This window comes from Nocardia terrae (genome assembly GCF_009760405.1).
Lineage (GTDB): Bacteria > Actinomycetota > Actinomycetes > Mycobacteriales > Mycobacteriaceae > Nocardia > Nocardia terrae.
In genome coordinates, this window is the sequence record NZ_WRPP01000001.1 from 783,826 (window position 1) to 804,879 (window position 21,054).

General features: G+C 67.4%; 20 protein-coding genes. 12 read left to right on the plus strand and 8 right to left on the minus strand.

Annotation, left to right across the window (positions count from 1 at the left end):
• Positions 1–42 precede the first annotated feature (42 nt).
• A complete protein-coding gene (locus GPX89_RS45740; RefSeq protein WP_157355001.1) occupies positions 43–1,878 on the plus strand; it encodes a helix-turn-helix domain-containing protein in 1,836 nt (611 codons plus the stop codon).
• On the opposite strand, the gene pucL is transcribed toward GPX89_RS45740, so the two are convergent.
• The gene (pucL, locus tag GPX89_RS03505) at positions 1,860–2,780 is read right to left on the minus strand and encodes a factor-independent urate hydroxylase (protein ID WP_157355002.1); all 921 of its coding nucleotides are present in this window, start codon (positions 2,778–2,780) and stop codon (positions 1,860–1,862) included. The two genes, GPX89_RS45740 and pucL, sit on opposite strands and share 19 nt — an antisense overlap.
• 130 nt (positions 2,781–2,910) lie before the next feature.
• On the opposite strand from pucL, the gene GPX89_RS03510 reads away from it, so the two are divergent.
• Positions 2,911–4,284: a uracil-xanthine permease family protein gene (locus GPX89_RS03510; RefSeq protein ID WP_157355003.1), complete on the plus strand. Its 1,374-nt coding sequence runs from the start codon at positions 2,911–2,913 to the stop codon at positions 4,282–4,284.
• A 72-nt stretch (positions 4,285–4,356) separates the two neighbouring features.
• On the opposite strand, the gene GPX89_RS03515 is transcribed toward GPX89_RS03510, so the two are convergent.
• The 3 genes from GPX89_RS03515 to GPX89_RS03525 are packed head-to-tail and all read right to left on the minus strand — an operon-like array spanning position 4,357 to position 7,048.
• Positions 4,357–4,776, minus strand: a complete 420-nt coding sequence (locus tag GPX89_RS03515; RefSeq protein ID WP_157355005.1) for a molybdenum cofactor biosynthesis protein MoaE — start codon at positions 4,774–4,776, stop codon at positions 4,357–4,359.
• Entirely contained in the window at positions 4,769–5,797 is a 1,029-nt protein-coding gene (gene moaCB, locus GPX89_RS03520) for a bifunctional molybdenum cofactor biosynthesis protein MoaC/MoaB (RefSeq protein ID WP_157355008.1), read from the minus strand. The genes GPX89_RS03515 and moaCB overlap by 8 nt, the downstream gene beginning before the upstream one ends.
• A gap of 45 nt (positions 5,798–5,842) precedes the next feature.
• Positions 5,843–7,048 (minus strand): molybdopterin molybdotransferase MoeA, encoded by a 1,206-nt coding sequence (locus tag GPX89_RS03525; RefSeq protein ID WP_157355012.1) that lies wholly within the window; start codon positions 7,046–7,048, stop codon positions 5,843–5,845.
• Between the two features lie 107 nt (positions 7,049–7,155).
• Here GPX89_RS03525 and moaA point away from each other — a divergent pair, with 107 nt between their 5' ends.
• The 3 genes from moaA to GPX89_RS03540 are packed head-to-tail and all read left to right on the plus strand — an operon-like array spanning position 7,156 to position 8,889.
• A complete protein-coding gene (gene moaA / locus GPX89_RS03530) occupies positions 7,156–8,214 on the plus strand; it encodes a GTP 3',8-cyclase MoaA (RefSeq protein ID WP_157355015.1) in 1,059 nt (352 codons plus the stop codon).
• Positions 8,207–8,449 (plus strand): MoaD/ThiS family protein, encoded by a 243-nt coding sequence (locus tag GPX89_RS03535; protein ID WP_328601469.1) that lies wholly within the window; start codon positions 8,207–8,209, stop codon positions 8,447–8,449. The genes moaA and GPX89_RS03535 overlap by 8 nt, the downstream gene beginning before the upstream one ends.
• 35 nt (positions 8,450–8,484) lie before the next feature.
• Positions 8,485–8,889, plus strand: coding sequence for a DUF1003 domain-containing protein (locus GPX89_RS03540; protein ID WP_328601470.1), 405 nt, complete (start codon positions 8,485–8,487; stop codon positions 8,887–8,889).
• Positions 8,890–8,905: 16 nt separating this feature from the next.
• Here the strand turns inward: GPX89_RS03540 and GPX89_RS03545 are convergent, their stop codons facing one another.
• The 3 genes from GPX89_RS03545 to GPX89_RS03555 all read right to left on the minus strand — a co-directional run bounded on the left by GPX89_RS03545 (position 8,906) and on the right by GPX89_RS03555 (position 11,626).
• Positions 8,906–9,763 carry a phosphotransferase gene (locus GPX89_RS03545; protein WP_328601471.1) on the minus strand — a complete coding sequence of 286 codons (858 nt, stop codon included), beginning with the start codon at positions 9,761–9,763 and terminating at the stop codon, positions 8,906–8,908.
• A gap of 417 nt (positions 9,764–10,180) precedes the next feature.
• The gene (gene nadE / locus GPX89_RS03550; protein WP_157355018.1) at positions 10,181–11,017 is read right to left on the minus strand and encodes an ammonia-dependent NAD(+) synthetase; all 837 of its coding nucleotides are present in this window, start codon (positions 11,015–11,017) and stop codon (positions 10,181–10,183) included.
• A 30-nt stretch (positions 11,018–11,047) separates the two neighbouring features.
• Positions 11,048–11,626, minus strand: a complete 579-nt coding sequence (locus GPX89_RS03555; protein WP_157386989.1) for a TetR/AcrR family transcriptional regulator — start codon at positions 11,624–11,626, stop codon at positions 11,048–11,050.
• Between the two features lie 207 nt (positions 11,627–11,833).
• On the opposite strand from GPX89_RS03555, the gene GPX89_RS03560 reads away from it, so the two are divergent.
• The 7 genes from GPX89_RS03560 to GPX89_RS03590 all read left to right on the plus strand — a co-directional run bounded on the left by GPX89_RS03560 (position 11,834) and on the right by GPX89_RS03590 (position 18,938).
• Positions 11,834–12,400, plus strand: a complete 567-nt coding sequence (locus GPX89_RS03560) for an NAD(P)H-dependent oxidoreductase (protein ID WP_157355021.1) — start codon at positions 11,834–11,836, stop codon at positions 12,398–12,400.
• Between the two features lie 96 nt (positions 12,401–12,496).
• Positions 12,497–13,396, plus strand: coding sequence for a G1 family glutamic endopeptidase (locus tag GPX89_RS03565; protein WP_157355024.1), 900 nt, complete (start codon positions 12,497–12,499; stop codon positions 13,394–13,396).
• 450 nt (positions 13,397–13,846) lie between these two features.
• Positions 13,847–14,086 (plus strand): redoxin NrdH, encoded by a 240-nt coding sequence (locus GPX89_RS03570; RefSeq protein WP_157355027.1) that lies wholly within the window; start codon positions 13,847–13,849, stop codon positions 14,084–14,086.
• Positions 14,087–14,153: 67 nt separating this feature from the next.
• The gene (gene nrdI, locus GPX89_RS03575) at positions 14,154–14,624 is read left to right on the plus strand and encodes a class Ib ribonucleoside-diphosphate reductase assembly flavoprotein NrdI (RefSeq protein WP_157355030.1); all 471 of its coding nucleotides are present in this window, start codon (positions 14,154–14,156) and stop codon (positions 14,622–14,624) included.
• Between the two features lie 35 nt (positions 14,625–14,659).
• On the plus strand, positions 14,660–16,765 hold the full coding sequence (nrdE, locus tag GPX89_RS03580) for a class 1b ribonucleoside-diphosphate reductase subunit alpha (protein WP_157386990.1): 2,106 nt from the start codon (positions 14,660–14,662) through the stop codon (positions 16,763–16,765).
• A gap of 74 nt (positions 16,766–16,839) precedes the next feature.
• Complete coding sequence (locus GPX89_RS03585) at positions 16,840–17,922, plus strand: serine hydrolase domain-containing protein (protein ID WP_157355033.1); 1,083 nt, start codon at positions 16,840–16,842, stop codon at positions 17,920–17,922.
• A 17-nt stretch (positions 17,923–17,939) separates the two neighbouring features.
• Positions 17,940–18,938 (plus strand): DUF2332 domain-containing protein, encoded by a 999-nt coding sequence (locus GPX89_RS03590; RefSeq protein ID WP_157355035.1) that lies wholly within the window; start codon positions 17,940–17,942, stop codon positions 18,936–18,938.
• 394 nt (positions 18,939–19,332) lie between these two features.
• On the opposite strand, the gene GPX89_RS03595 is transcribed toward GPX89_RS03590, so the two are convergent.
• The gene (locus GPX89_RS03595) at positions 19,333–20,796 is read right to left on the minus strand and encodes an HNH endonuclease signature motif containing protein (RefSeq protein WP_157355038.1); all 1,464 of its coding nucleotides are present in this window, start codon (positions 20,794–20,796) and stop codon (positions 19,333–19,335) included.
• Positions 20,797–21,054 lie beyond the last annotated feature (258 nt).

A 21,054-nucleotide genomic window follows, 5' to 3' on the forward strand; every position in this document is an offset into this window, starting at 1 on the left:
CTACCGTGACTCGCTATTCGGAGCGACCACGGGAGGTACGCCGTGCGGGTGCGCGACATTCTCGATGCGCCGCAATTGCGGATGCATCTACTGCACGGGGACGCGGAGTTGGACCGGCCGGTCGCGCGTGTCTGCGCCACGGACATGCCCGACCCGCGCCCGTTCGTGACGCCGGGCGCACTGGTGTGCACCGGGCTGGTGTGGCGGCAGCAGGCCGCCGACTCGGATCGCTATATCGGTCTGCTGGCCGGGGTCGGGGTGGCCGGGGTGGTGGCCGGGCAGGCCATGCACGGGCACGTGCCCGAGGACGTGATCGCCGCCTGCCGCAAACACGGTCTGCCGCTGCTGTCCGCGCCGCAGAGCGTGCCCTTCAGCCGGATCATCGAGCACCTGGCCGAACAGGCCGCCGAGGTGCGCTGGCGGCGGGTGCAGTCGCGCGCCGACCGGCAGCGCAAACTGCTGGCCGCGGTCGCCGCCGGAGCCGATATCGAGACCCTCGTCGCCGATTTCGCGGCGGAACAGCATGTTTCGGCGTGGCTGCTGACCGCGACCGGGACGGTCATCGCCGGCACCGCGGACCTGGCCGAGGACGACATCGACCGCGTCCTCACCACCGCCCTGACCGCGCCGCGCCTGCCCGCGGTGACCGTGGGCGCGATGCGCGTCCTCCAGGTCGGCGTCGGCGATCGAATCACCGCCTGGTACCTGGTGATCCGCCCGTCCGTCCCCGAGCTCGACCCGCTCGGCGCGGACCTGGCCGCCGTCGCCGAACTCTACCGCCAGCGCCGCACCGACCGCCTGCACCTGGATTGGGAACTGGCCGACCGCTTCCCGACGCCGTTCCCGGAGCAGCCCGGTGTGTCGCAGGTCGCCGTGGTCTGCGAAATCCATGCCGCCGAGAGCATTCCCCGTTCTCCGGGCGAGACCTTTCCCCGTCATTCCGGCGCGCTTTTGGTCGGAATCCACCGCCCAGGGATGGATCCCGGCCAAAAACATGCCGGGATGACGGGTGGAGACCATGCCGGGATGACGGGTGGGGAGCATGCCGGGATGACGGGTGGGGAGCATGCTGCCGAGGTCGCGCGCGCGGTGCGGAAGCCTGATGTGCCACAGCGGCGATCGTTGCCGGGCGGGATCGTGGGTGCCATCGACCGGGCGGGTGCGCCGGTCGCGGCCGACGACACGGGGACATTGGCCCACACGGGGACATTGTCGGATGGTTCTGATCAGGGTGCCCTGCGACGGGTTTCCAGCTGGGCGGATACGGCTGTCGGGTTGATGGCGGTGCGTTGTGCCCTGCACGACGCGCTGCCCGGCCTCGCCACCTCCGTCGACCGGGAGGGCAGGCTGGTCGGCGTGACGGCGGGAACCCAGGACGCGATCGCGGCGGTGGTGAACCAGCGGCTGGGACGGATCACCCCGGTGCTCAATGGGATTCGGCTCGCCATCGGGGTCGGCGCGCGCCGGCCGGAGGAGACGCTCGCGGCCGCCATCGGTGCGGCGGCGGCCGCGTCCACCGCGGCCCGCGACGACACCGCATTGGTGAGTCTGCGGGTGGCCGACATCGATTCGGCGGTCGGTCTGCTCACCGCGGTGCCCGGTGGCCTGCAGCGGCGCTTCGCCGAGCGGGTGCTGGGGCCGGTGCTCGAGTACGACCGGCGGCACGGTGGCGGGCTGCTCGAGACGCTCGGGGTGTTCCTCGGCTGCGAGGGGTCGTGGCGACAGGCGGCGGAGCGAATGCATCTGCATCTCAATACCGTTCGCTACCGGATCGGGCGGATCGAGGAGCTCACCGGGCGGGATCTGGGGCGGCTCGACGATCGGCTGGACCTGTATCTCGCGGTGCGGACGCTCACCGGTCAGACCGCGCCGGTGTAGGGGTCCCAGGCGGTTCCGGCGTCGGGCGCGCCCTCACGCAGGACGCTCGCCTGGATCAGGCCGTAGGGACGGTCGTCGGCGTGGAACACCTCGCCCTTGTTCGGGACGCCGAAACGTTCGGTGTCGTAGGCGAAGTGGTGCTTGTTGGGCGCGGACAGCCGGATCTCGGCCAGGCACGGGTACGCCTCGAGCGCGGCCTTGCCCATGTCGAACAGGGTCTGCTGCAGGGCTTTCGAGTGCCGGGTCGCGAAGGTCTCGACCAGGGCGGCGCGAATCCCGTGGTAGGCGGCATCCCAGTCGTCCGGCGGGGTGGCGAAGCGCCAGCGGGCGATCAGGCTGGTGGCCAGGATCCGGTCGTAGGCGGGTTCGAGGACGGTGAACGGGTCGGTCAGGAAGCCCGCGAACTCCGAACCGGTGGATTTGAGGATCACCAGGTCCTTCACGCCGCCGATCACCCACTCGCGCCGGTCCTCGCCGTCTCCCGACACCGTGACGGCCGCGATCCGGACCTCGGGCCCGATGCGCGTCCAGGTGTGGTCGTGCCCGCCGCCACCGACCGGAACCCGCTGCCACGCATACTCTTCGATCTCGATGCGGGCGGACTCCACCGGCTCGATGTCGTCGACGAAATGCCGGGCCAGCGCCAGCCCGTAGTCCTCGACGCTCCCCTCGCCGTGGCTCTTGGCGTAGGTGTAGATGGTCTGCTTCTGTGAATCCGTCGGCAGCACCGCGCCCTGATCACCGGTGGTGTGCGCGTCGTCGAAAGCGCCACGCAGGCACGAGGAGACGTTCAGGTCCCGGATCTCGTGCCGGGCGGTGTCGCGATAGATGCGCACGACCCGGTTCTCGGCCTTTCCGTACTGGTGCGGGCCGAGCACGATCCGGCCGGTGGATTCGGTCATGGCATCACTGTGGCGCATCGGCAGCGCCGCACACGCTGGTTCCGGTGACAAAACGCCGGACGCGATCGGTGCGACGTTTGGGCACAGCGGACAAAGCCCCGCGTCGAAGCGACCGCTTAGCCTGACAACTATGACTACGCCTCATCCCGTCGATACACGCCTGCCGTGGCATCGGCTGCTGGTGTTCGGCATCCAGCACGTGCTGATCATGTACACCGGATGCGTCACCGTGCCACTGGTCTTCGGCGCGGCCGCGGGGCTCGACAAGACCACCGTCGCCCTGCTGATCAGCGCCGACCTGCTGGTAGCGGGCATAGTCACCGTGGTGCAGAGCCTCGGGCTCGGCAAGTTCGCGGGCGCCCGGCTGCCCATCATCACCGGCGCGACCTTCGTGGCCATGAGCCCGATGATCCTGATAACCGAGCAGTACGGGTTGCAGGCCATGTACGGGTCCATGCTGCTGGGCGGAGTGATCGGCATCGCTCTGGCGTGGCCGTTCGCGTCGATCGTGCGGTTCTTCCCACCGCTGGTCAGCGGGACGGTCCTGACCGTCGTGGGCATCTCGCTGATCGGCGTGGCGGGCGGCCTGATCGTCGGAAGCGACGCCAAGGCCGCCGGTTTCGCCGCGCCCTCGCACATCGCGCTCGCCGCGGCGGTGCTCGTGGTCGCGCTGGTGTGCACGGTGCTGGGCCGGGGCGTGTGGTCCCAGCTCGGGGTGCTCGTCGCGCTGGTCGTCGGCATCCTGATCTCGATCCCCATGGGACTGGTTCACCTCGACGGCGTTTCGAAGGCGTCCTGGCTGGGCGTGCCGCACCCCTTCCACTTCGGCGCACCGCACTTCCCCGTGACCGCGGTGGTGGCCATGAGCATCGTGATGGCGGTCGTCTTCGCCGAATCCACGGCGAGCATGCTGGCCATCGGCGAGATCACCGGAAAGCCCTTGACCCGCGGCGATCTGGCGCGCGGCCTGGTCGGCGACGGGCTCTCCGCGGTACTGGGCGGTGTGCTGAACGCGTTCGTGGACACCATCTTCAACCAGAATGTCGGCGCGGTCGCCAACACCCGCGTGTTCAGCCGCTACGTGACCGCGGTGAGTGGCGCCATCCTGGTGGTGCTGGGCCTGATGCCGCGCTTCGGGGCGCTGGTGGCCGCGGTGCCGCAACCGGTGATCGGCGGCGTCGGCCTGGTGCTGTTCGCCACCATCTCGGTGATCGGCGTGGACACGCTGCGCAAGGTGGACCTGTCGGATCGCCTGAACCTCAGCATCATCGCCGTCTCGATCGGCGTGGGCCTGCTGCCGGTGCTCACCAAGGGCATGTTCGACAAGTTCCCGTCACAGGCGCAGATCCTGCTGAACAGCGGCATCAGCCTGGCGGCGGTCACGGCATTCACCCTGAACCTGGTCTTCAACCACACCAGACTCGGCGAGTTCGCCCGTCCCGCCTCGGTTTCCGCCGCCGCGCAGCCGGACCCGGATACGCCCGAGGCGGTCGCCGCCACCTGATCCCCCCTCCTCATCGGGGAGGCCGAAGCCGTGGATTCCCTTGCGGGATCCACGGCTTCGGCTTGCGCGGGGTCACCCGCAGGCGTTGACCCACTCCGAGAGGCCGTCGGCGAACATCTGACGCTTCCAGATCGGGACCTCGTGCTTGATGCGGTCCACGAGTTCGGCGCAGGTGGTGAACGCTTCCCCGCGATGCGGGGCGGCCACGGCCACCACGATGGCCAGATCGCCGATGGTCAGCGGGCCGATGCGGTGGACCGCCGCCACCGGCAGTCCCGAGGATTCGGCCACTTCCGCGCACACCTTGCGCAGGAACTGTTCGGCCTGCGGGTGCGCCGAGTACTCGAGCGACGACACCGATTGCCCGCCATCGTGATCGCGCACCTTGCCGGTGAACACGACGATGCCGCCGTGTTCCGGGCCGCTCACGGCCTTCTCCACTTCGGCCGGATCGAGGGGCTGATCGCTGATCCGGGCCAGCAGCTCACTCATGGTTGCCTCCTCCGGCCACCTGGGCCAGCAGATGTTCGAGAATCGGGGTCAGCACGGCCAGACCGTCCTTCACCCCGCCCGGCGAACCGGGAAGATTGACGACGACGGTGCGCCCGGCCAGACCCGCGACGCCCCGGCTCAGGGCCGCGAGCGGGAATTTCGCGGTGCCCGCCTGCCGGATGGCGTCGGCGACGCCGGGCAGTTCCCGATCGATCACGGCCAGAGTCGCTTCCGGGGTGGCGTCGGTGGGGGAGGCCCCGGTGCCGCCGGTGGTGATCACCAGATCGGGCTCGGAGGAGAGCGCCTCCGAGAGGCCGAAGGCGATATCGGAATCGGCGAAGACCAGCGGTCCGCGCACCGAGAAGCCCTGCTCGGCAAGCCATTTCGCGAGGGTGGGCCCGGTGGTGTCGGTGCGGGTGCCCGCGGCTACACCGGTCGAGGCGACCACGACGGCGGCCGTGCGGCCCGCACCCGCGAGGGGAGCCTTTGCGGCAGCGGCGGTCTCGTGCTTCTCGTGGTGATGCCCGGTGCGCTTCTGGTCGGCCCCGGCCTCGGGCCGCACCCAATGTCCGTGCTTGCCACCCTCTTTGGTGATCAGCCGCACCCCGTTCAGCGTGGCCGCCGGGTCCACCGCCTTCACCATGTCGTGCAGCGTGAGCCCCGCGACCGCGACCGCGGTCAGCGCCTCCATCTCGACCCCGGTGGGCCCCTTGGTCTTGGCGCTCGCCTCGATGGTGATCGTGGTGTCGGTGAATCCGAAGCTCACGTTCACCGACGACAGCGCCAGCTGATGGCACAGCGGGATCAGCTCCGAGGTCTTCTTCGCGCCGTTGATCCCGGCGATGCGGGCGGTGCTGAGCACGTCGGCCTTGGGCATATCGTCGGCGCGGACCAGCCGGACCACCTCGGCGGTGGTGTGCAGTTCGCCCGCGGCGACCGCGATGCGCGCCGTATCGGCCTTGGCGCTCACATCGACCATGCGGGCGCGGCCCTCACCGTCGACATGCGACAACTCACTCATGGAAACCACCTTCGTACCGGGCACTGGAGATCGGGGTCGACGGGTTCACAGCGGCCTGACCTCGACGATCGTGCCCGCGGGCAGCTCGGTCGCGGCGGCCGGAATGTCCACCAGCACATCGGCCTGCGCCATGGCCGCGATCAGATGCGAGCCCTGACCCGACACCGGCGCCACCCCGTCCTCGACCAGCTTGCCGCGCAGGAACTGCCGCTTCCCGGCGGGGGAGCGGACCGAATCCAGCAGCGGCAGTTCGGAAATCGGCAGCGCGGGCAGCCCGGCCAGCTCACGCAGCAGCGGCCGCGCGAAGACCTCGAAGGAGACCATGGTGCTGACCGGATTGCCGGGGAAGCTCAGCACCGGCACGCCCTCCACCACGCTGAGCCCCTGCGGGCCGCCGGGTTGCATTGCCACCGAACCGAATTCGCCGCCCAGCGGCTCGAGCACCTCCTTGACGACCTCGAAGTCGCCCATGGAGACGCCGCCGGAGGTGAACACCACATCGGCCTGCGCGACCGCCTCGGCCAAGCGCAGGCGGAACTCGTCGTGTTCGTCGGTGGAGTGCGCGATCGACACCACCTCGACGCCGTTGTCGGCCAGGGCCGCGGCCAGCGCGATGCCGTTGGAGTTGAAGATCTGCCCGGGCAGCAGGATCGATCCGGCCGGGCGCAGCTCGTCACCGGTGGTGATCACCGCCGCGCGCACCTTCCGCAGCACGGACAGCTCGCCCAGCCCGACCGCGGCCAGCGCCGCGATGTGCCGGGGCCGCAGCCGTGTGCCCGCGGCGGTCAGCAGCGCTCCGGCGCGCACATCGGTGCCCGCCTCGCGCACGAAATCGCCGGTGGCCCTGCTGGTTCGGATCGTCACGGTGACGCCGTCGGATTCGGTGTGCTCCACCGGCACCACGCAGTCCGCGCCGGGCGGCACCGGCGCGCCGGTCATCACCTTCACCGCCGCGCCCGGGGGCAGTGTCAGCTGTTCGGTGTTCCCGGCGGCCACCACGCCCACCAGCGGCAGGGTGGCGGGGACGATGGCCACCGATTCGGCTCGCACCGCATAGCCGTCCATCGCCGAATTCCGGAAAACCGGCAGGTCGAGCGGCGAATACACATCCTCGGCGAGGCGGCGGCCGAGCGCCTGCTCGATCGGGACGGTTTCGGCGACGCGCCCGGCCAGTGGCCGCAGCGCATCCTCGATGCGTCGACGGTGGTCGTCGACGGGTCGGGCCGGGGCGAGCGCGTGCCGGGAACTCATGCTGGTGAGCCTATACGCGGGTGAAACCTCCGATTCGGGACCGGCCGGTTGACCGGGTCGGCTCGTGCGAATCTACGAACACTTGCGGACCGGGCAATAATGGTCGAATGACCGTGGTCGCGATGGGCATGCCCGCTGTGCGAACCGGGCGGCCCTCGTTGGACGGACGCCCGGACACGCCGTATCTGCTGGACCGCTTCGGCCGGGTCGCGCGGGACCTGCGGGTATCCATCACCGAGAAGTGTTCGCTGCGCTGCACGTACTGCATGCCGGAGGAGGGGCTGCCGGCGATTCCCGCCGATGAGCTGCTCTCCACCGACGAGATCGTTCGCCTGGTCACGCTGGCGGTGCACGAGCTCGGCGTCCACGAGGTGCGATTCACCGGCGGCGAGCCGCTCATGCGCCGCGATCTGGAGCAGATCATCGCCGGGTGCCGTGCCGCCCTGCCGGACACGCCGCTGGCCATGACCACCAATGGCGTCGGGCTCGAGCATCGGGCGCGCAAGCTGGCCGAGGCCGGGCTGGGCCGCATCAATGTCTCGCTCGACACCGTGGACCGCGACGGATTCCATCGCCTGACCCGCCGGGACCGTCTGGATTCGGTGCTCGCCGGAATCCAGGCCGCCATCGCGGCCGGGCTCACCCCGCTCAAGGTGAACGCCGTGCTCATGCGCGAAACCCTCGACGGCGCGGCCGATCTGCTGCAGTGGTGCCTGGACGCGGGCGCGGAACTGCGCTTCATCGAGGAGATGCCGCTCGACGCCGACCACGAGTGGGCGCGCGCGAACATGATCACCGCCGAGGAGCTGCTGGAGGTGCTCGGCAAGCGGTTCACCCTCACCGAGGCCGGGCGCGAGGACCCGTCGGCCCCCGCCGAACGCTGGCAGGTCGACGGCGGCCCGGCCACCGTCGGCATCATCGCCTCGGTGACCCGCAAGTTCTGCGGCGATTGCGACCGCACCCGCCTGACCGCCGACGGCCGGATCCGCTCCTGCCTGTTCAGCGATCAGGAGTACGACATTCGCGGCGCGCTGCGCTCCGGCGCGACCGACGCCGATATCGCCCAGCTGTGGCGCGGCGCCATGTGGAACAAATCGGCCGGCCACGGTATCGACATGGTCGGCTTCGTCCCGCCCGAACGAACGATGGGAGCCATCGGTGGTTGAGGTCCGCTATTTCGCCGCGATCGCGGACGCGGTCGGCAAGGACAAGGAGACCCTGGACCTGCCGTCCGGGGCCACAGTCGGCGACCTGCGCACCACGCTCTCGGCCACCTACGGACCGAAACTGGACCCGATGCTGAAGGTCTGCGCCTACCTCATCGGCGACGAACTCACCCGCGACGCGGCCGCGCCGCTGTCCGCCCGGGTAGACGTACTGCCGCCCTTCGCGGGCGGCTAACCCTGAGTGCCGATGGCGGGCGCTAGCATTCGCCGGTGACACGCACCCCGAACACCCGCCACCCCGCCCTGCTGAAAGTGCAGGAGCAGCGCGCGGAGAGTTATCAGCTGCGCGTCGCCGACTGGATCACGAAGTTCGCGGGCTCGATGAACTTCGTCTACATCCACGCCGTCGGCTTCGCCCTCTGGATGATCTTCGCGGAGAAGAGCCCCTGGCCCACCCTGACCCTGGTGGTCTCGCTGGAAGCCATCTTCCTGTCCACCTTCGTCATGATCGGCCAGAACCGCCAGGCCGATTTCCAGCAGGCCAAGGCCGATCACGACTTCCGCGAACAGGAACTCGAACTCAAGACCAACACCGAACTGACCCGCGCCATTCACGCCATGACGGCCGAACTCCACCGCCGCGTCATCGACGACCCAGACCAGCGGAAGAACTGACGCGACGGTCGACCGGCTATCGCCAGGCTTCGCCTTTTCGGCCCGGCGCGATCACGTCGTCGTACGCACCGCTCTGTGCTCGTGCGGTCATACGCTCGGCCGCAGCCGAACTCCGCAATCGCTCGACTACTCCGGCAGTGCCGCTCCGGATCATTGCTGGATCTTCGGTGTCCAGCCCGCGCAAGACCTCGTACCAGGGCCCGAGCTGATGCCAGCGCTCGGCACGGGCCCGCAATTCCGGTGTGACGCCGTAGGTTTCGGCCACCGCGTCCGCGAACTCCGGCGAGGTGTCGAACAACGCCCAGGCCAAGTCGATCGCGGGGTCGCCGAGGTGGGCATCGCCGAAGTCGATGACGCCGCTGATCCAGCCTTCCTCGGCGAGCACATGGTCGGGGCCGAGATCGGCGTGCACCACGGTGTCGGCGGGAAACGCGGGAATCCGGTCGAGTAGCGCGGCCGCGGCTGCCGTCAGCGAATCCGGCAGCAGCGGAAGCACTTCGCGGCGGCACCGGTCCATGGCCCAGTTCCGCTCCCGGTGCGTGTGGTCTGCTCCGGGCAGACCCAGCGCCATGATCTCAGCGGGTGGGGTGTCGTGCAGCGTGCGGAGGAAATGCCCGATCGCGTTCCCATTCTCCGCCGTGTAGTCCTCGATCGGCTCACCACGAATCAGCCTGTGCCGCACAACCAGCGGCGCTTCGCCGACCACCGCCGGAACCGGCACCGCCAGCGGCAACCGTGGCGCCAGCCACGGCATCATCCGCGTCTCCCGCACCAATTGCGCCTCGACCTCCGCCCGCCGCGGCCGCCGCTCCACCCACCGCTCATCGACCAAGGTGGCCCTACTGTCCCATCCGTTCTCGCCGTCGAAGTTCACGCCTCGACGGTATGAACGACGCCGCGCCGCCGCAAACGCTTATCGCGTATGGCGAGGGCAGCGCCGTCGAGGGAGTCATCGCGGCAGCCGAACTGCGGGTGGTGCGGCCTGGCCGGGCCTTCCAACACATCTCCTCCGGCGTGCGGTGGGTGCAGTGCAGCGAGCAGTTCTCGGTGGTGGATACGCACAGGTCCCGCACGACTCGGCCGAAGCGGTCCAGTAGATGCGGCGTGCCCGAGCGTCCGGCACGGGCCGCCCGGTTCGCATGGCCGGCACGCCCGACCGTGGCTGCAATGGTCCGCGGCCAGGGCCGCTGCCACAGAGGTGTTTCGCGCGGCAGCCGGGCGTTCGGTCCGGCGGCGGTCGGTTCGAAGACCGTCGGCCGGTCGCCCAACTGCCGTATTCGTTATCGGAGGTCTACTTCCACCAGGTGTCGAGCGGGGTCACCGGGACGGTTCGCTTGTGGCGGGTGTTGCGGAAGATGGTTTCGAGGCGGTCGGAGACTTCGGGGGTGACGGGCTTGCCCTCGAGGTAGTCGTCGATCTGGGAGTACCTCAGGCCCAGGGCTTCCTCGTCGGGGAGGGAGGGGCGGTCGTCCTCGAGGTCGGCGGTGGGGACCTTCTGCCAGACGCTGGGGGGTGCGCCGAGTTCTTGCAGGAGGGCGGCGCCCTGGCGCTTGGTGAGGCCGGTCAACGGGGTGATGTCGACGCCGCCGTCGCCGAACTTGGTGAAGAAGCCGGTGACCGCTTCGGCGGCGTGGTCGGTGCCGACCACCAGCATGTTGAGCTGACCGGCGATGGCGTACTGCAACACCATGCGTTCGCGGGCTTTGATGTTGCCGCGCACGAAGTCTCGCAGCCGGGGTTCCTCGTGCAGCTCCAGGATTCCGGTGGCGGCCTCGCCGGCGGCGGCGTCGGCGCTGGGCTTGACGTTCACGGTGACCGAGCGATCCGGCTGGATGAACCGCAGCGCGATCTGGGCGTCCTCCTCGTCGAACTGGACGCCGTAGGGCAGGCGCACGGCTACGAAGGTGGCGTCGTGGCCCTCGGCCCGCAACTCCTCGGCGGCCAGCTGGCACAGGCGGCCGGTGAGGCTGGAGTCCTGGCCGCCGCTGATGCCCAGCACGAAGCCCTTGGCGGGCGTGGAGCGCAGATATTCCTTGAGGAAGTCGATGCGCCGCCGCACTTCGGTTTTCGGTTCGATGGTCGGCAGCACGCCCAGTTCGGCGATGATCTCTTCGCGCAGGTTCCCCATGGCGACACTGTACTTGGCGGCCGGTGACAGCTATCGCTCAGCGGGAGCGGTGACCTGCCGGACGAGGGTCTCCCAGTGATCGCCGACCTGATCGAGGGTGTAGCCCAGCGCGCGGATCTGATGCAGGACGAGCGCGGCGTCCAGCGTGGCCAGCAGCGTATCGGCGGTCAGCGAGATGTCGCCCGGACATCGGGCCTCCCGGAGCAGCAGCGACACATGGGTTTTCGCGATGTTGTAGGGCGGCCCGCCGTACTGTCCGCCGATATTGGCGTTCTTGCGGACATCGCCCTCGACCTCGACCAGGGCCAGCCGGGCGCGCCCGAAGGCGATCAGCCGCTCCACCGCGGGCGCGCCGGGCCCGAGCGGCGGCGGCCCGAACATGTAGGCCCACTGCAGTTTCTGATCGGACTGGTCGAGCAGGGCCAGCATGAGTCCGGCGCGGCTGCCGAAGCGGCGGAACACCGTGCCCTTGCCGACGCCGGCCAGCTTGGCGACCGCGTCCATGGTGACCGCGTCCGCGCCCTGTTCCCGCACCAGTGTCTCGGCGGCGTCGAGCAGCAGTTGCCGGTTGCGGGCGGCGTCGCTGCGCTCGTGGCTACTGCCGGGCATGAGCAGCGGCACCGAGTGCGGCGGGGCCGCCTGGGTGCCGACGGGTTCGATCGACAGGGCGATATTGGGCAGCGCGACAGCGTCGTCGGCTGGGGTGTCGCGTGTCACAACGGTTGTGCTCCTACCCGGGGAATGGAAGCGGACTGTGGTCCGGTTACAGTGTATCGAAACTTCCGCCGCTGAATCAGTAACCCTGAGGTGATCATCATGTCGCAGACCCGCATTCTCGTCCTGGTCGGCAGCCTTCGCGCCGCGTCGATCAACCGTCGCCTCGCCGAGGCCGCCGCCAAGACCGCTCCCGAGGGCGTCGAGCTCGCCATCTACGAGGGCCTGGGCGAGATTCCTTTCTACAACGAGGACATCGACGTCGAGGGCAAGGTCCCGGCTGCCGCGCAGGATCTGCGTGACGCCGTCGCCAAGGCCGACGCCGTGCTGCTGGTGACCCCCGAATACAACGGCACCCTCCCGGCCGTGCTGAAGAACGGCATCGACTGGGCGTCGCGCCCGTACGGCGCGGGTGCGCTCAAGGGACTTCCGGCCGCGGTCATCTCGGCCTCCATCAGCCCGAACGCCGCCAAGTGGTCGCACGACGACGCCGTCAAGGCGCTCGGCGTGGCCGGTGCCGAGGTCGTCAAGGAGGCGTCGCTGAACTTCGCCACCATCGGCCAGCGCTTCGTCGAGACCCACCCGGCCGACGATGCCGAGGCCATCACCCAGCTGGCCGCCACCGTGAACCTGCTGACGCAGGCCGCAAACGCTCGGGTGAACGCCTGACGGGCGTACCGATCGCCAACTGAATTCAGCGCGAGGCCACGGCTTTTCAGCCGTGGCCTGCCGCTTTTCCGGGGCGATCCGGGCTACCGTCAGATCATGAAGCTATCAACGGGCAACTCTGCGTGGGGCCGTTGTTTCATGGCGGTCACCCTGGCCGTCTCCGCCGCCGCGGTGGTGGTGAACGCGGCCGACGCGGCGGCCGAGGCGAGTGTTTCCAATGTCCGCCTCTACCTGGGCAACTGGGCCGGGTACGTGGTTCGGGGGGATTTCCACGAGGTCAGCGCCACCTGGGTGCAGCCGGAGGTGGACTGCCGGGATCCCGGCGTGCTGCAGCGCGTGGTGCCCTGGGTGGGGTTGAACGGGGCGCAGGGCCTCGACGGCACGGTGGCCCTGCCGCTCATGCAGACCGGCGTCGAGTCGCTGTGCGCCAGCGACGCGGCGATGTACGCGGCCCTGCCGGGTCTGCAGGTCGAGACGCTCGCCGCGGGCGTGGCCTATGCCGATCCGCGTTTCGCGGGGACGGTCATGAATGCCGGTTCGAAGCTGTCCAACGCCCTCGGCGCGGCCGCGAACGGGCTCTGCTCGATCGGCGTCTTCGGCGGCTTCTGCCGGCCGGACCAGGAGGTCGACGGCTGGTGGGAGGGCTATCCGGACCCGCCGGTGAGCTACGACGACGTGGAGGTGCGTCCCGGCGACACCATGCATTCGGCGGTCAGCTGGGACGGCGGGCGCTACCTCATGACGCTGGAGAACCGCACCGCGAACTGGACCCGCACCACGGTCGCCGCCTCGAACGTGCCCGCCAGGACCGCGGAGATCGTGGTCGAGGGACACCTGGACGCGGCCCTGCCGGGTTTCGCGCCGATCACCTTCACCGACATCAGCATCGACGGCCGGCCGCTGTCGGACTACGACGCCCAGGTGTACGGCATTCCGGCCACCAATCGATTGCTGGCGCCCGGACCGGTCGACGGGGCCTCGTTCACGATCCAGTAGTTTCGCTGTTCGCGCCGCGACACGCCGGGCGGAGCGGGGCCCCTGGAATTGGGGGCCCGGCGCGGCGGGTCGGCAAACCGGGTGGTCGCTCGAGTCTGTTGTGACTCGTGAGAAGCGTGTTGATCAGCGGTGATGGTGTGTTTGCTGGAAATGAACTGTAGGTCCAAATTGTGATGTGCGTCGCAGTCGTGTCGAGTTGCGAATCGAGTGTCCAGGTACTTACGGCACCGGAATTTCACCTTTGTGAGTCGCAACATGTCGTGTTGTATGAATCTGTCGGCCACTAGGTGTAGTGTCTTGGGAGCTGGAAGGCCACTAGGCGAACACCTCGAAGTTCACCGAGTGAGCTGGGGCTTCGGTTCCGCTTCCAGGGGTTTGCGCATCAAGTACGTGGATCGTCTTTTAGCCGTGCACTGCATACGGACCGAAGGCCAGGAGAAGGGGATACCAATGACCATCACCGTTTACACCAAGCCCGCTTGTGTCCAGTGCAACGCCACCTACCGCGCCCTCGACAAGGCCGGTGTCGAGTACAACGTCATCGACATCTCCGAGAGCCCCGAAGCCCGCGATTACGTCATGGCCCTGGGCTACCTGCAGGCCCCCGTCGTTGTCGCCGGTGACGACCACTGGTCCGGCTTCCGCCCGGACCGCATCAAGGCTCTGGCCGACGTCGTCGCCGTCGCCTAGCGGGCCAGACGCCGCCGGTTCATCCCGGTGGCCTCCTGCAGGTTCGTCCGAATCGAAAGGAGGGAAGATGTCCGAAGATCTGCGTGCGACACCGGATCTGGTCTACTTCTCGAGCGCTTCGGAGAACACGCACCGCTTCGTCGAGCGGCTGGGCATCCCCGCCGTTCGCATACCGCTTCATACCGCCGACTCGCTTCGCGTCGACAATCCCTACGTGCTGATCGTCCCCACCTACGGGGGAGGTCGGCACGTTTTGGGTGGACAGCGATCCGACAAGGAATTCGTCCCCCGACAGGTGGCCAAGTTCCTCAACGATCCACACAACCGCGCACTGCTGCGCGGCGTGATCGCGAGTGGCAACACGAACTTCGGCGATACGTTCTGCTATGCGGGAGAAGTCATCTCACGTAAGGCAGGGGTCCCGTACCTGTATCGCTTCGAACTCATGGGAACTGCCGAGGACGTCGCGCGCGTCCGAGAGGGATTGGACTTGTTTTGGCAACGACAACAGCACCGGTCGGAAAGACTGCCCGCGTAGAGCGCCCGGTCAGCGGCGACTCCGCGACCGAGGGCATGGACTACCACGCCCTCAACGCCATGCTGAACCTGTACGGCCCCAATGGTGAGATCCAGTTCGACAAGGATCGTGAGGCCGCGCACCAGTACTTCCTGCAGCACGTCAACCAGAACACGGTGTTCTTCCACAATCTGCGGGAGAAGCTGGACTACCTGGTCAAGGAGAACTACTACGAGGTCGAGGTGCTCGACCAGTACAGCTTCGACTTCACCAAGAAGCTGTTCAAGCAGGCGTACGCCAAGAAGTTCCGCTTCCCGACCTTCCTCGGCGCGTTCAAGTACTACACGAGCTACACGCTCAAGACCTTCGACGGCAAGCGCTACCTGGAGCGTTTCGAGGATCGGGTGTGTCTGGTCGCCATGACCCTGGCCGCCGGTGACGAGAAGCTGGCGAGCGAGCTGGTCGACGAGATCATGGACGGCCGTTTCCAGCCCGCCACCCCGACCTTCCTCAACTCGGGCAAGAAGCAGCGCGGTGAGCCGGTGTCCTGCTTCCTGCTGCGCATCGAGGACAATATGGAGTCCATCGGTCGCTCGATCAACTCCGCCCTGCAGCTGTCCAAGCGCGGCGGCGGTGTGGCCTTGCTGCTCAGCAATATTCGTGAGCACGGCGCGCCGATCAAGAAGATCGAGAACCAGTCCTCGGGCGTCATCCCGATCATGAAGCTGCTGGAGGACTCGTTCTCCTACGCCAACCAGCTGGGCGCGCGTCAGGGCGCGGGCGCGGTGTACCTGCACGCGCACCACCCCGACATCTACCGGTTCCTGGACACCAAGCGCGAGAACGCGGACGAGAAGATCCGCATCAAGACGCTGTCGCTGGGTGTGGTGATCCCCGACATCACCTTCGAGCTGGCGAAGAAGAACGAGGACATGTACCTCTTCTCGCCGTACGACGTCGAGCGCATCTACGGCCAGCCGTTCGCCGATATCAATGTGACCGAGAAGTACTACGAGATGGTCGACGACAAGCGGATTCGCAAGTCCAAGATCAAGGCTCGCGAGTTCTTCCAGACCCTCGCCGAGCTGCAGTTCGAGTCGGGCTACCCGTACATCATGTACGAGGACACCGTGAACCGGGCCAACCCGATCGCGGGCAAGATCACCCACTCCAACCTGTGCTCGGAGATCCTGCAGGTCTCCACCGCCTCGGAGTTCAACGACGACCTGTCCTACGCCAAGGTGGGCAAGGACATCTCGTGCAACCTGGGTTCGCTCAATATCGCCAAGACGATGGATTCGCCGGATCTGGGCAAGACGGTCGAGACCTCGATCCGCGCCCTGACCGCGGTGTCGGATCAGACCCACATCTACTCGGTGCCCTCGATCGAGCAGGGCAACAACGAGTCCCACGCCATCGGCCTGGGCCAGATGAACCTGCACGGCTACCTGGCGCGTGAGCACGTCCACTACGGCTCCGAAGAGGGCATCGACTTCACCAACATCTACTTCTACACGATCGCCTACCACGCGATTCGCGCCTCGAATCTGATCGCGCAGGAGCGGGGTTCGTACTTCGGCGGCTTCCCCGAGTCGAAGTACGCCTCGGGCGAGTTCTTCGACAAGTACACCGAGCAGGTGTGGGAGCCCAAGACCGAGCGGGTGCGCGAGATCTTCGCCGACGCGAACGTCCACATCCCCACCCAGGACGACTGGCGCGAGCTCAAGGCCCTGGTCATGCAGCACGGCATCTACAACCAGAACCTGCAGGCCGTGCCGCCGACCGGCTCGATCTCCTACATCAACCACTCCACCAGCTCGATTCACCCGATCGCCTCCAAGATCGAGATCCGCAAGGAAGGCAAGATCGGCCGCGTCTACTACCCGGCCCCCTACCTGACCAACGAGAATCTCGAATACTTCGAGGACGCCTACGACATCGGCTACGAGAAGGTCATCGACACCTACGCCGCGGCCACCCAGCATGTCGACCAGGGCCTGTCGCTGACCCTGTTCTTCAAGGACAGCGCCACCACCCGCGATGTCAACCGCGCCCAGATCTACGCCTGGCGCAAGGGCATCAAGACGCTGTACTACATCCGCATCCGCCAGATGGCTTTGGAGGGAACCGAAGTCGAGGGTTGCGTGAGCTGCATGCTGTAAGCGGCAACGCTTTTCACAGGGGTGCCTCCGGATTTTCCGGAGGCACCCCTGTTAGCGGTGTCTACGATTTCGCGGTGGACCGCGAGTTCGTGCCGCAAACCGATGCGGCCGCAACGGATCGCGTCTGGACTCCCTCGGACGCACTGCGGGTCATCGGAGCTCATCCGGACAAGGCGACGCCACCGGACACCGCCACCGACTACACGAACTCCGGCTACTTCCTGCTGGGACTGGTGCTCGAAAAGGTCACCGGCCGACCGGTGCGCGACGTCATCAATGACCTCGTCCGCGACTATGGGCTGCGGGACACCAGCTTCCCGGCCGACGCGACCATGCCCGACCCGCACGCCCGCGGCTACGGCTACGACCACGATGTCCGCACCGACGTCACCACGCGTACACCACCGACGGTCTGGGGTGCGGCGGGTTCGCTGGTCTCCACGGTGACCGACCTGGCCGCCTACGCCCCGATGCTCGCCGAGGGCCGGTTCCTGAAGTCGGAAACCCTGCGAGCGCGAACGACTTTCACCGCGGGATCCGCATTCGGCAGCCCGATGGACTATGGGCTCGGGATCATGCGAGAGGGCTCCTGGATCGGCCACGACGGGGGAGTGCTCGGCTATACGGCGATGACGATGTACCTGCCCGAGCGCAAGGTCAGCCTCGCGGTCGTGTCGAACCAGTACAGCCCGCACTACGTGTCGCTGCTTCCGCTCAACAGCCAATCACTCTGGATGGGTCTGGCGGCGAAACTCTATCCCGGAACCATCCCCGGTCTGGATGCCTCGGCGACAGCTCCCACTCCCACGCTCCCCGCACCGGGCGACCTGAACGACCGGCTCCGCGAGGCGTTGAATCCGGCCATCCCACCGGCCGCGAAGCGACTGCGCGTCGAGGGCGACGACAAGGACCCGGACCTCATGACCAAGGTGGCCCACGCCTATTCGACCCTCGCCATCTCGGTTACCGTCGACAACGACAACATCATCGGCACCGGAATGTTCGCCACCACCTCCACCACCACGCCGCACGGCAACCTGCCGATGCTGGTGCCCTTCACCGCGGTCGACGGCGCGTGGCGACTGAGCCGAGGCTGGGCCTGTCAGCAGATCGCCGTCGTCGACGAGCAATCCGCCGCTTGCTCCTCGGCGCAGTGAAAACCGAGAGGGGAGTCATGGACACCGCTGAACGCTACCGGTCCTTCGCCGAGGCGGAGGTGCGCGGCTACTCGCCGTGTTATGGGCGCTGGGGACTCGGAATCGCCGGAGACGCGGAGCTTCTCGGGCTGATCGACACCTTGCCCGTGAACAAGCGGCAACCGAATCTGATCTTCGGGGCGGCGAGGTACCTCGGGGTGCGGGTGCTCTGCCCGTTCGAGGAGTTCAAGGATTTCTTGATCAGCAATTGGGCGCAGGTACGGGATGTCGCCATGACGCGACGGACCCAGACCAATGAGGTGGGACGGACCGCGGCGCTGCTGCCTGTTTTGTCCGGTTACGGCTCGCATCCGGTGGCACTCATCGAATTCGGTGCTTCCGCCGGGCTGTGCCTGTACCCGGACCGATACAGCTACCGCTACAACGACGAGATCGATGTCGACCCCCGGGACGGGAGGTCCAGCGTCGTACTGCCCTGTGCCACGAGCGGCAATCCGCCGCTTCCCGCCGAACTGCCGAATGTCGTCTACCGGGCGGGGATCGACCTCAATCCGCTCGATGTGAGCGACTCGGATGACATGCGCTGGCTGGAGTCGCTGGTTTGGCCGGAGCAGCGAAATCGGTTGGAGCGGTTGCGCAATGCCGCAGCCATCGCCCGCAAGGACCCACCGCATCTGGTCCAGGGGGATCTCATGACAGGGCTGGCTGAGCTGGTTCGTGCGGCACCGGCCGACATTCCCGTCATAGTGTTCGGTAGTGCCGTGCTGGTCTATCTTCCCCGGGCCGATCGTCTGGCGTTTCCTGCGATGATGCGTGAAATCGGGTGCGAATGGGTCACCAATGAAGCGCCGGGGGTGATCGAGTTCGCCCGTCGCACACTGCCTCCCGGGCCGTCCGATGTCCATATGGTTGTCTCGTCAGATGGGGTGCCGGTGGCATACGCACGGCCGCATGGGCAGACGCTGGACTGGTTCGGGGCGGACGGGGAGAGCGAAAAGCAAAGAGACAAAAGATAAAAGACGCCTAGAGGAGGGGGAGGGGCTGGCTGGGTTGGGGGCCGGGGCTCGGTTCCAGCCTCCTCGAGGCTCGCACCGCGTTGGCCTCCCGGCGCGGATGCCCGAGTGGCCGGGTTACAGCCCCACTCAAAAATTTTGGGGTTGTTTGTCTTTGGTTTTGTCTCGAGAAGGTGATGCGTGCGGTCCGTGGGCCGGGAGGTGAGGTGGCGGCTCCCAACCTGGCGTCAGCCCAAGTTCGGTAGGGCAGGCGACGCAACCACGCTTCCGGTACATCCGATTGATACGCAATCCTGTTGCCGCACATTTACTCCAGGAAGTCTTCCCCCGGGGTTACCTGGCCTCATGCCGATGAATCACATGCGGAAGCGCGGCACGGCATCGGCCGTGCCGGGCTTCACGCGGCTCGCCATCGAGGGCGGCTGCGTTCGCGGATCTTGGTGAGCGAGGCGGCCATCAGCTCCCCGGCATGGTGAATCTCGTTCACCTGCGGAGTGCGGGTGGGGTCGATGCTGGTTGGTGCGATCCAGCCGATGCGTCCGGCGTGTTCGGAATCTGTTGGCATGACCACCGTTTGCCACTTGGTGGGGCCTTCTCCGATCAGGGAGTGGCAGGAATCGCAAGCGAGGGTGAGGTTTTCGATGTCGGTGGGGCCGCCCTTGGCGAAGTCTGTGACGTGGTGGACCGCGCACAAGGTGGCGGGTGCGTTGCAGCCCGGGCGGGTGCAGCCGCGCTCGGCGGCGATCAGTGCCATCCGCTGGGCGGAGTTGGCCAGCCGGTGCTTCTTGGTGTGTCCCAGGTGCAGGGGGCGGCCGTGGTGGTCGAAGATCGCCAGGTAGGGCTTGGCCTGCTGCGCCAATACCAGGGCTTCCTCGAGCGGGACGGTCCCGCCGGTGGCGGTGGTCGCGACTCCGGCGGCGGCTTCGACCTCGGCCAGGCTCATGGTGATGATGGTGGAAACGGGCAGGCCACGGTGCTGACCGAGGTTGGCCGGGCCCATCTCCGGGCGCAGGAACGCCACCAGGGCATCGTGTTGGCGCTGCGCGGCCGAGCGGTTGTCGCGACGGGCGGCGGCCTTCAACGTCTCCAGGTCGATTCCCTCTGCGCGCCAGGGGCTTTCGGGGTCCTCGGGGTTGCACATGCCCGGCTGGGCCAGGTCGGCGAAGATCGGATCGAGCAGCGCCCGTGCCATCGGGGTGAGCAGTGCCGTCATCGGTGACATGCCGTCCACTCCGGGCTTGCCGAAGCTCACGCCACGCCGCGCCATCCGGTCGGCCTCGGAGAGCAGTGTGCCGTCGGGGTCGAGGTAGCCCAGGATCCGGTCGCCGATCGTCGGCAGCTGGTCGGGCGTGAGAGTGGTCGCGGCCACCGCGAGATGGGCTTCGGCGCGAAAACGCTGGACCGGATCGACTTTCGCGGGGATGCGGGCCATGATCTTGCCGATCGTCCGAGTGTGATCGGACGAGATCAGACCCTGCTCCTGCACCGCGGCCGTCCATGCCAGTTCCGGTTCCAGGATCTGACCGGCCTCCTGACGCGGCCCGAACCATTCGGCGGCCCCGACCCGTGCGCGGGCCTCGCCATTGCTCAAGCGCAGCGTCTGCTGCAGGTACTTCGCGGTGTGCTGGGCTCGCCAGCCCGCCTTCTCCGGCAGATTACGGGCCTTGACCTGTCCGACCACGAGGTGGTCGACCGCGGCCATGCGGCGCTTGGCGGTCTCCCACTCCTGCATGGCCGCAACGAAATCCTGGTCGGAGAGTGAGTCCAGGCAATCGCCGAGCAGGGTATCGGTGGCCTTCGACATCGCCGCGATCGCCTCGGCAATCGTGACGCTCTCGAAAGTCTCGCCGCCCCTGGTCATAGCACTATTCTACCGCCGAATACACTCGAAAGGAATCCGAATTGTCCTGTACAGCAACACATCTCGGTCATATAACGGTGAAATATGCTGGTGTGCGGGTGAATTATGGCAGCACCCTTGGCTCGAGTTGAGCAGAGCTCGCGATGCAGTACTTCACTCTGTCGATCCTTTGTGTGTGAAGCTGTGCACACACTGATTGTGAGCCCTCACAAAGTGAGTTCCCGATGTTTCAAGACATCGGCTGCGGTGAATGGGCGA

What these genes read in the sequence shown, in the direction of transcription:
- pucL (WP_157355002.1), bottom strand. Translation starts at nt 2,780, where the DNA reads ATGACCGAATCCACCGGCCGGATCGTGCTCGGCCCGCACCAGTACGGA.
- GPX89_RS03510 (WP_157355003.1), top strand. Translation starts at nt 2,911, where the DNA reads ATGACTACGCCTCATCCCGTCGATACACGCCTGCCGTGGCATCGGCTG.
- GPX89_RS03515 (WP_157355005.1), bottom strand. Translation starts at nt 4,776, where the DNA reads ATGAGTGAGCTGCTGGCCCGGATCAGCGATCAGCCCCTCGATCCGGCC.
- moaCB (WP_157355008.1), bottom strand. Translation starts at nt 5,797, where the DNA reads ATGAGTGAGTTGTCGCATGTCGACGGTGAGGGCCGCGCCCGCATGGTC.
- GPX89_RS03525 (WP_157355012.1), bottom strand. Translation starts at nt 7,048, where the DNA reads ATGAGTTCCCGGCACGCGCTCGCCCCGGCCCGACCCGTCGACGACCAC.
- moaA (WP_157355015.1), top strand. Translation starts at nt 7,156, where the DNA reads ATGACCGTGGTCGCGATGGGCATGCCCGCTGTGCGAACCGGGCGGCCC.
- nadE (WP_157355018.1), bottom strand. Translation starts at nt 11,017, where the DNA reads ATGGGGAACCTGCGCGAAGAGATCATCGCCGAACTGGGCGTGCTGCCG.
- GPX89_RS03555 (WP_157386989.1), bottom strand. Translation starts at nt 11,626, where the DNA reads ATGCCCGGCAGTAGCCACGAGCGCAGCGACGCCGCCCGCAACCGGCAA.
- GPX89_RS03560 (WP_157355021.1), top strand. Translation starts at nt 11,834, where the DNA reads ATGTCGCAGACCCGCATTCTCGTCCTGGTCGGCAGCCTTCGCGCCGCG.
- GPX89_RS03565 (WP_157355024.1), top strand. Translation starts at nt 12,497, where the DNA reads ATGAAGCTATCAACGGGCAACTCTGCGTGGGGCCGTTGTTTCATGGCG.
- GPX89_RS03570 (WP_157355027.1), top strand. Translation starts at nt 13,847, where the DNA reads ATGACCATCACCGTTTACACCAAGCCCGCTTGTGTCCAGTGCAACGCC.
- nrdI (WP_157355030.1), top strand. Translation starts at nt 14,154, where the DNA reads ATGTCCGAAGATCTGCGTGCGACACCGGATCTGGTCTACTTCTCGAGC.
- nrdE (WP_157386990.1), top strand. Translation starts at nt 14,660, where the DNA reads ATGGACTACCACGCCCTCAACGCCATGCTGAACCTGTACGGCCCCAAT.
- GPX89_RS03590 (WP_157355035.1), top strand. Translation starts at nt 17,940, where the DNA reads ATGGACACCGCTGAACGCTACCGGTCCTTCGCCGAGGCGGAGGTGCGC.
- GPX89_RS03595 (WP_157355038.1), bottom strand. Translation starts at nt 20,796, where the DNA reads ATGACCAGGGGCGGCGAGACTTTCGAGAGCGTCACGATTGCCGAGGCG.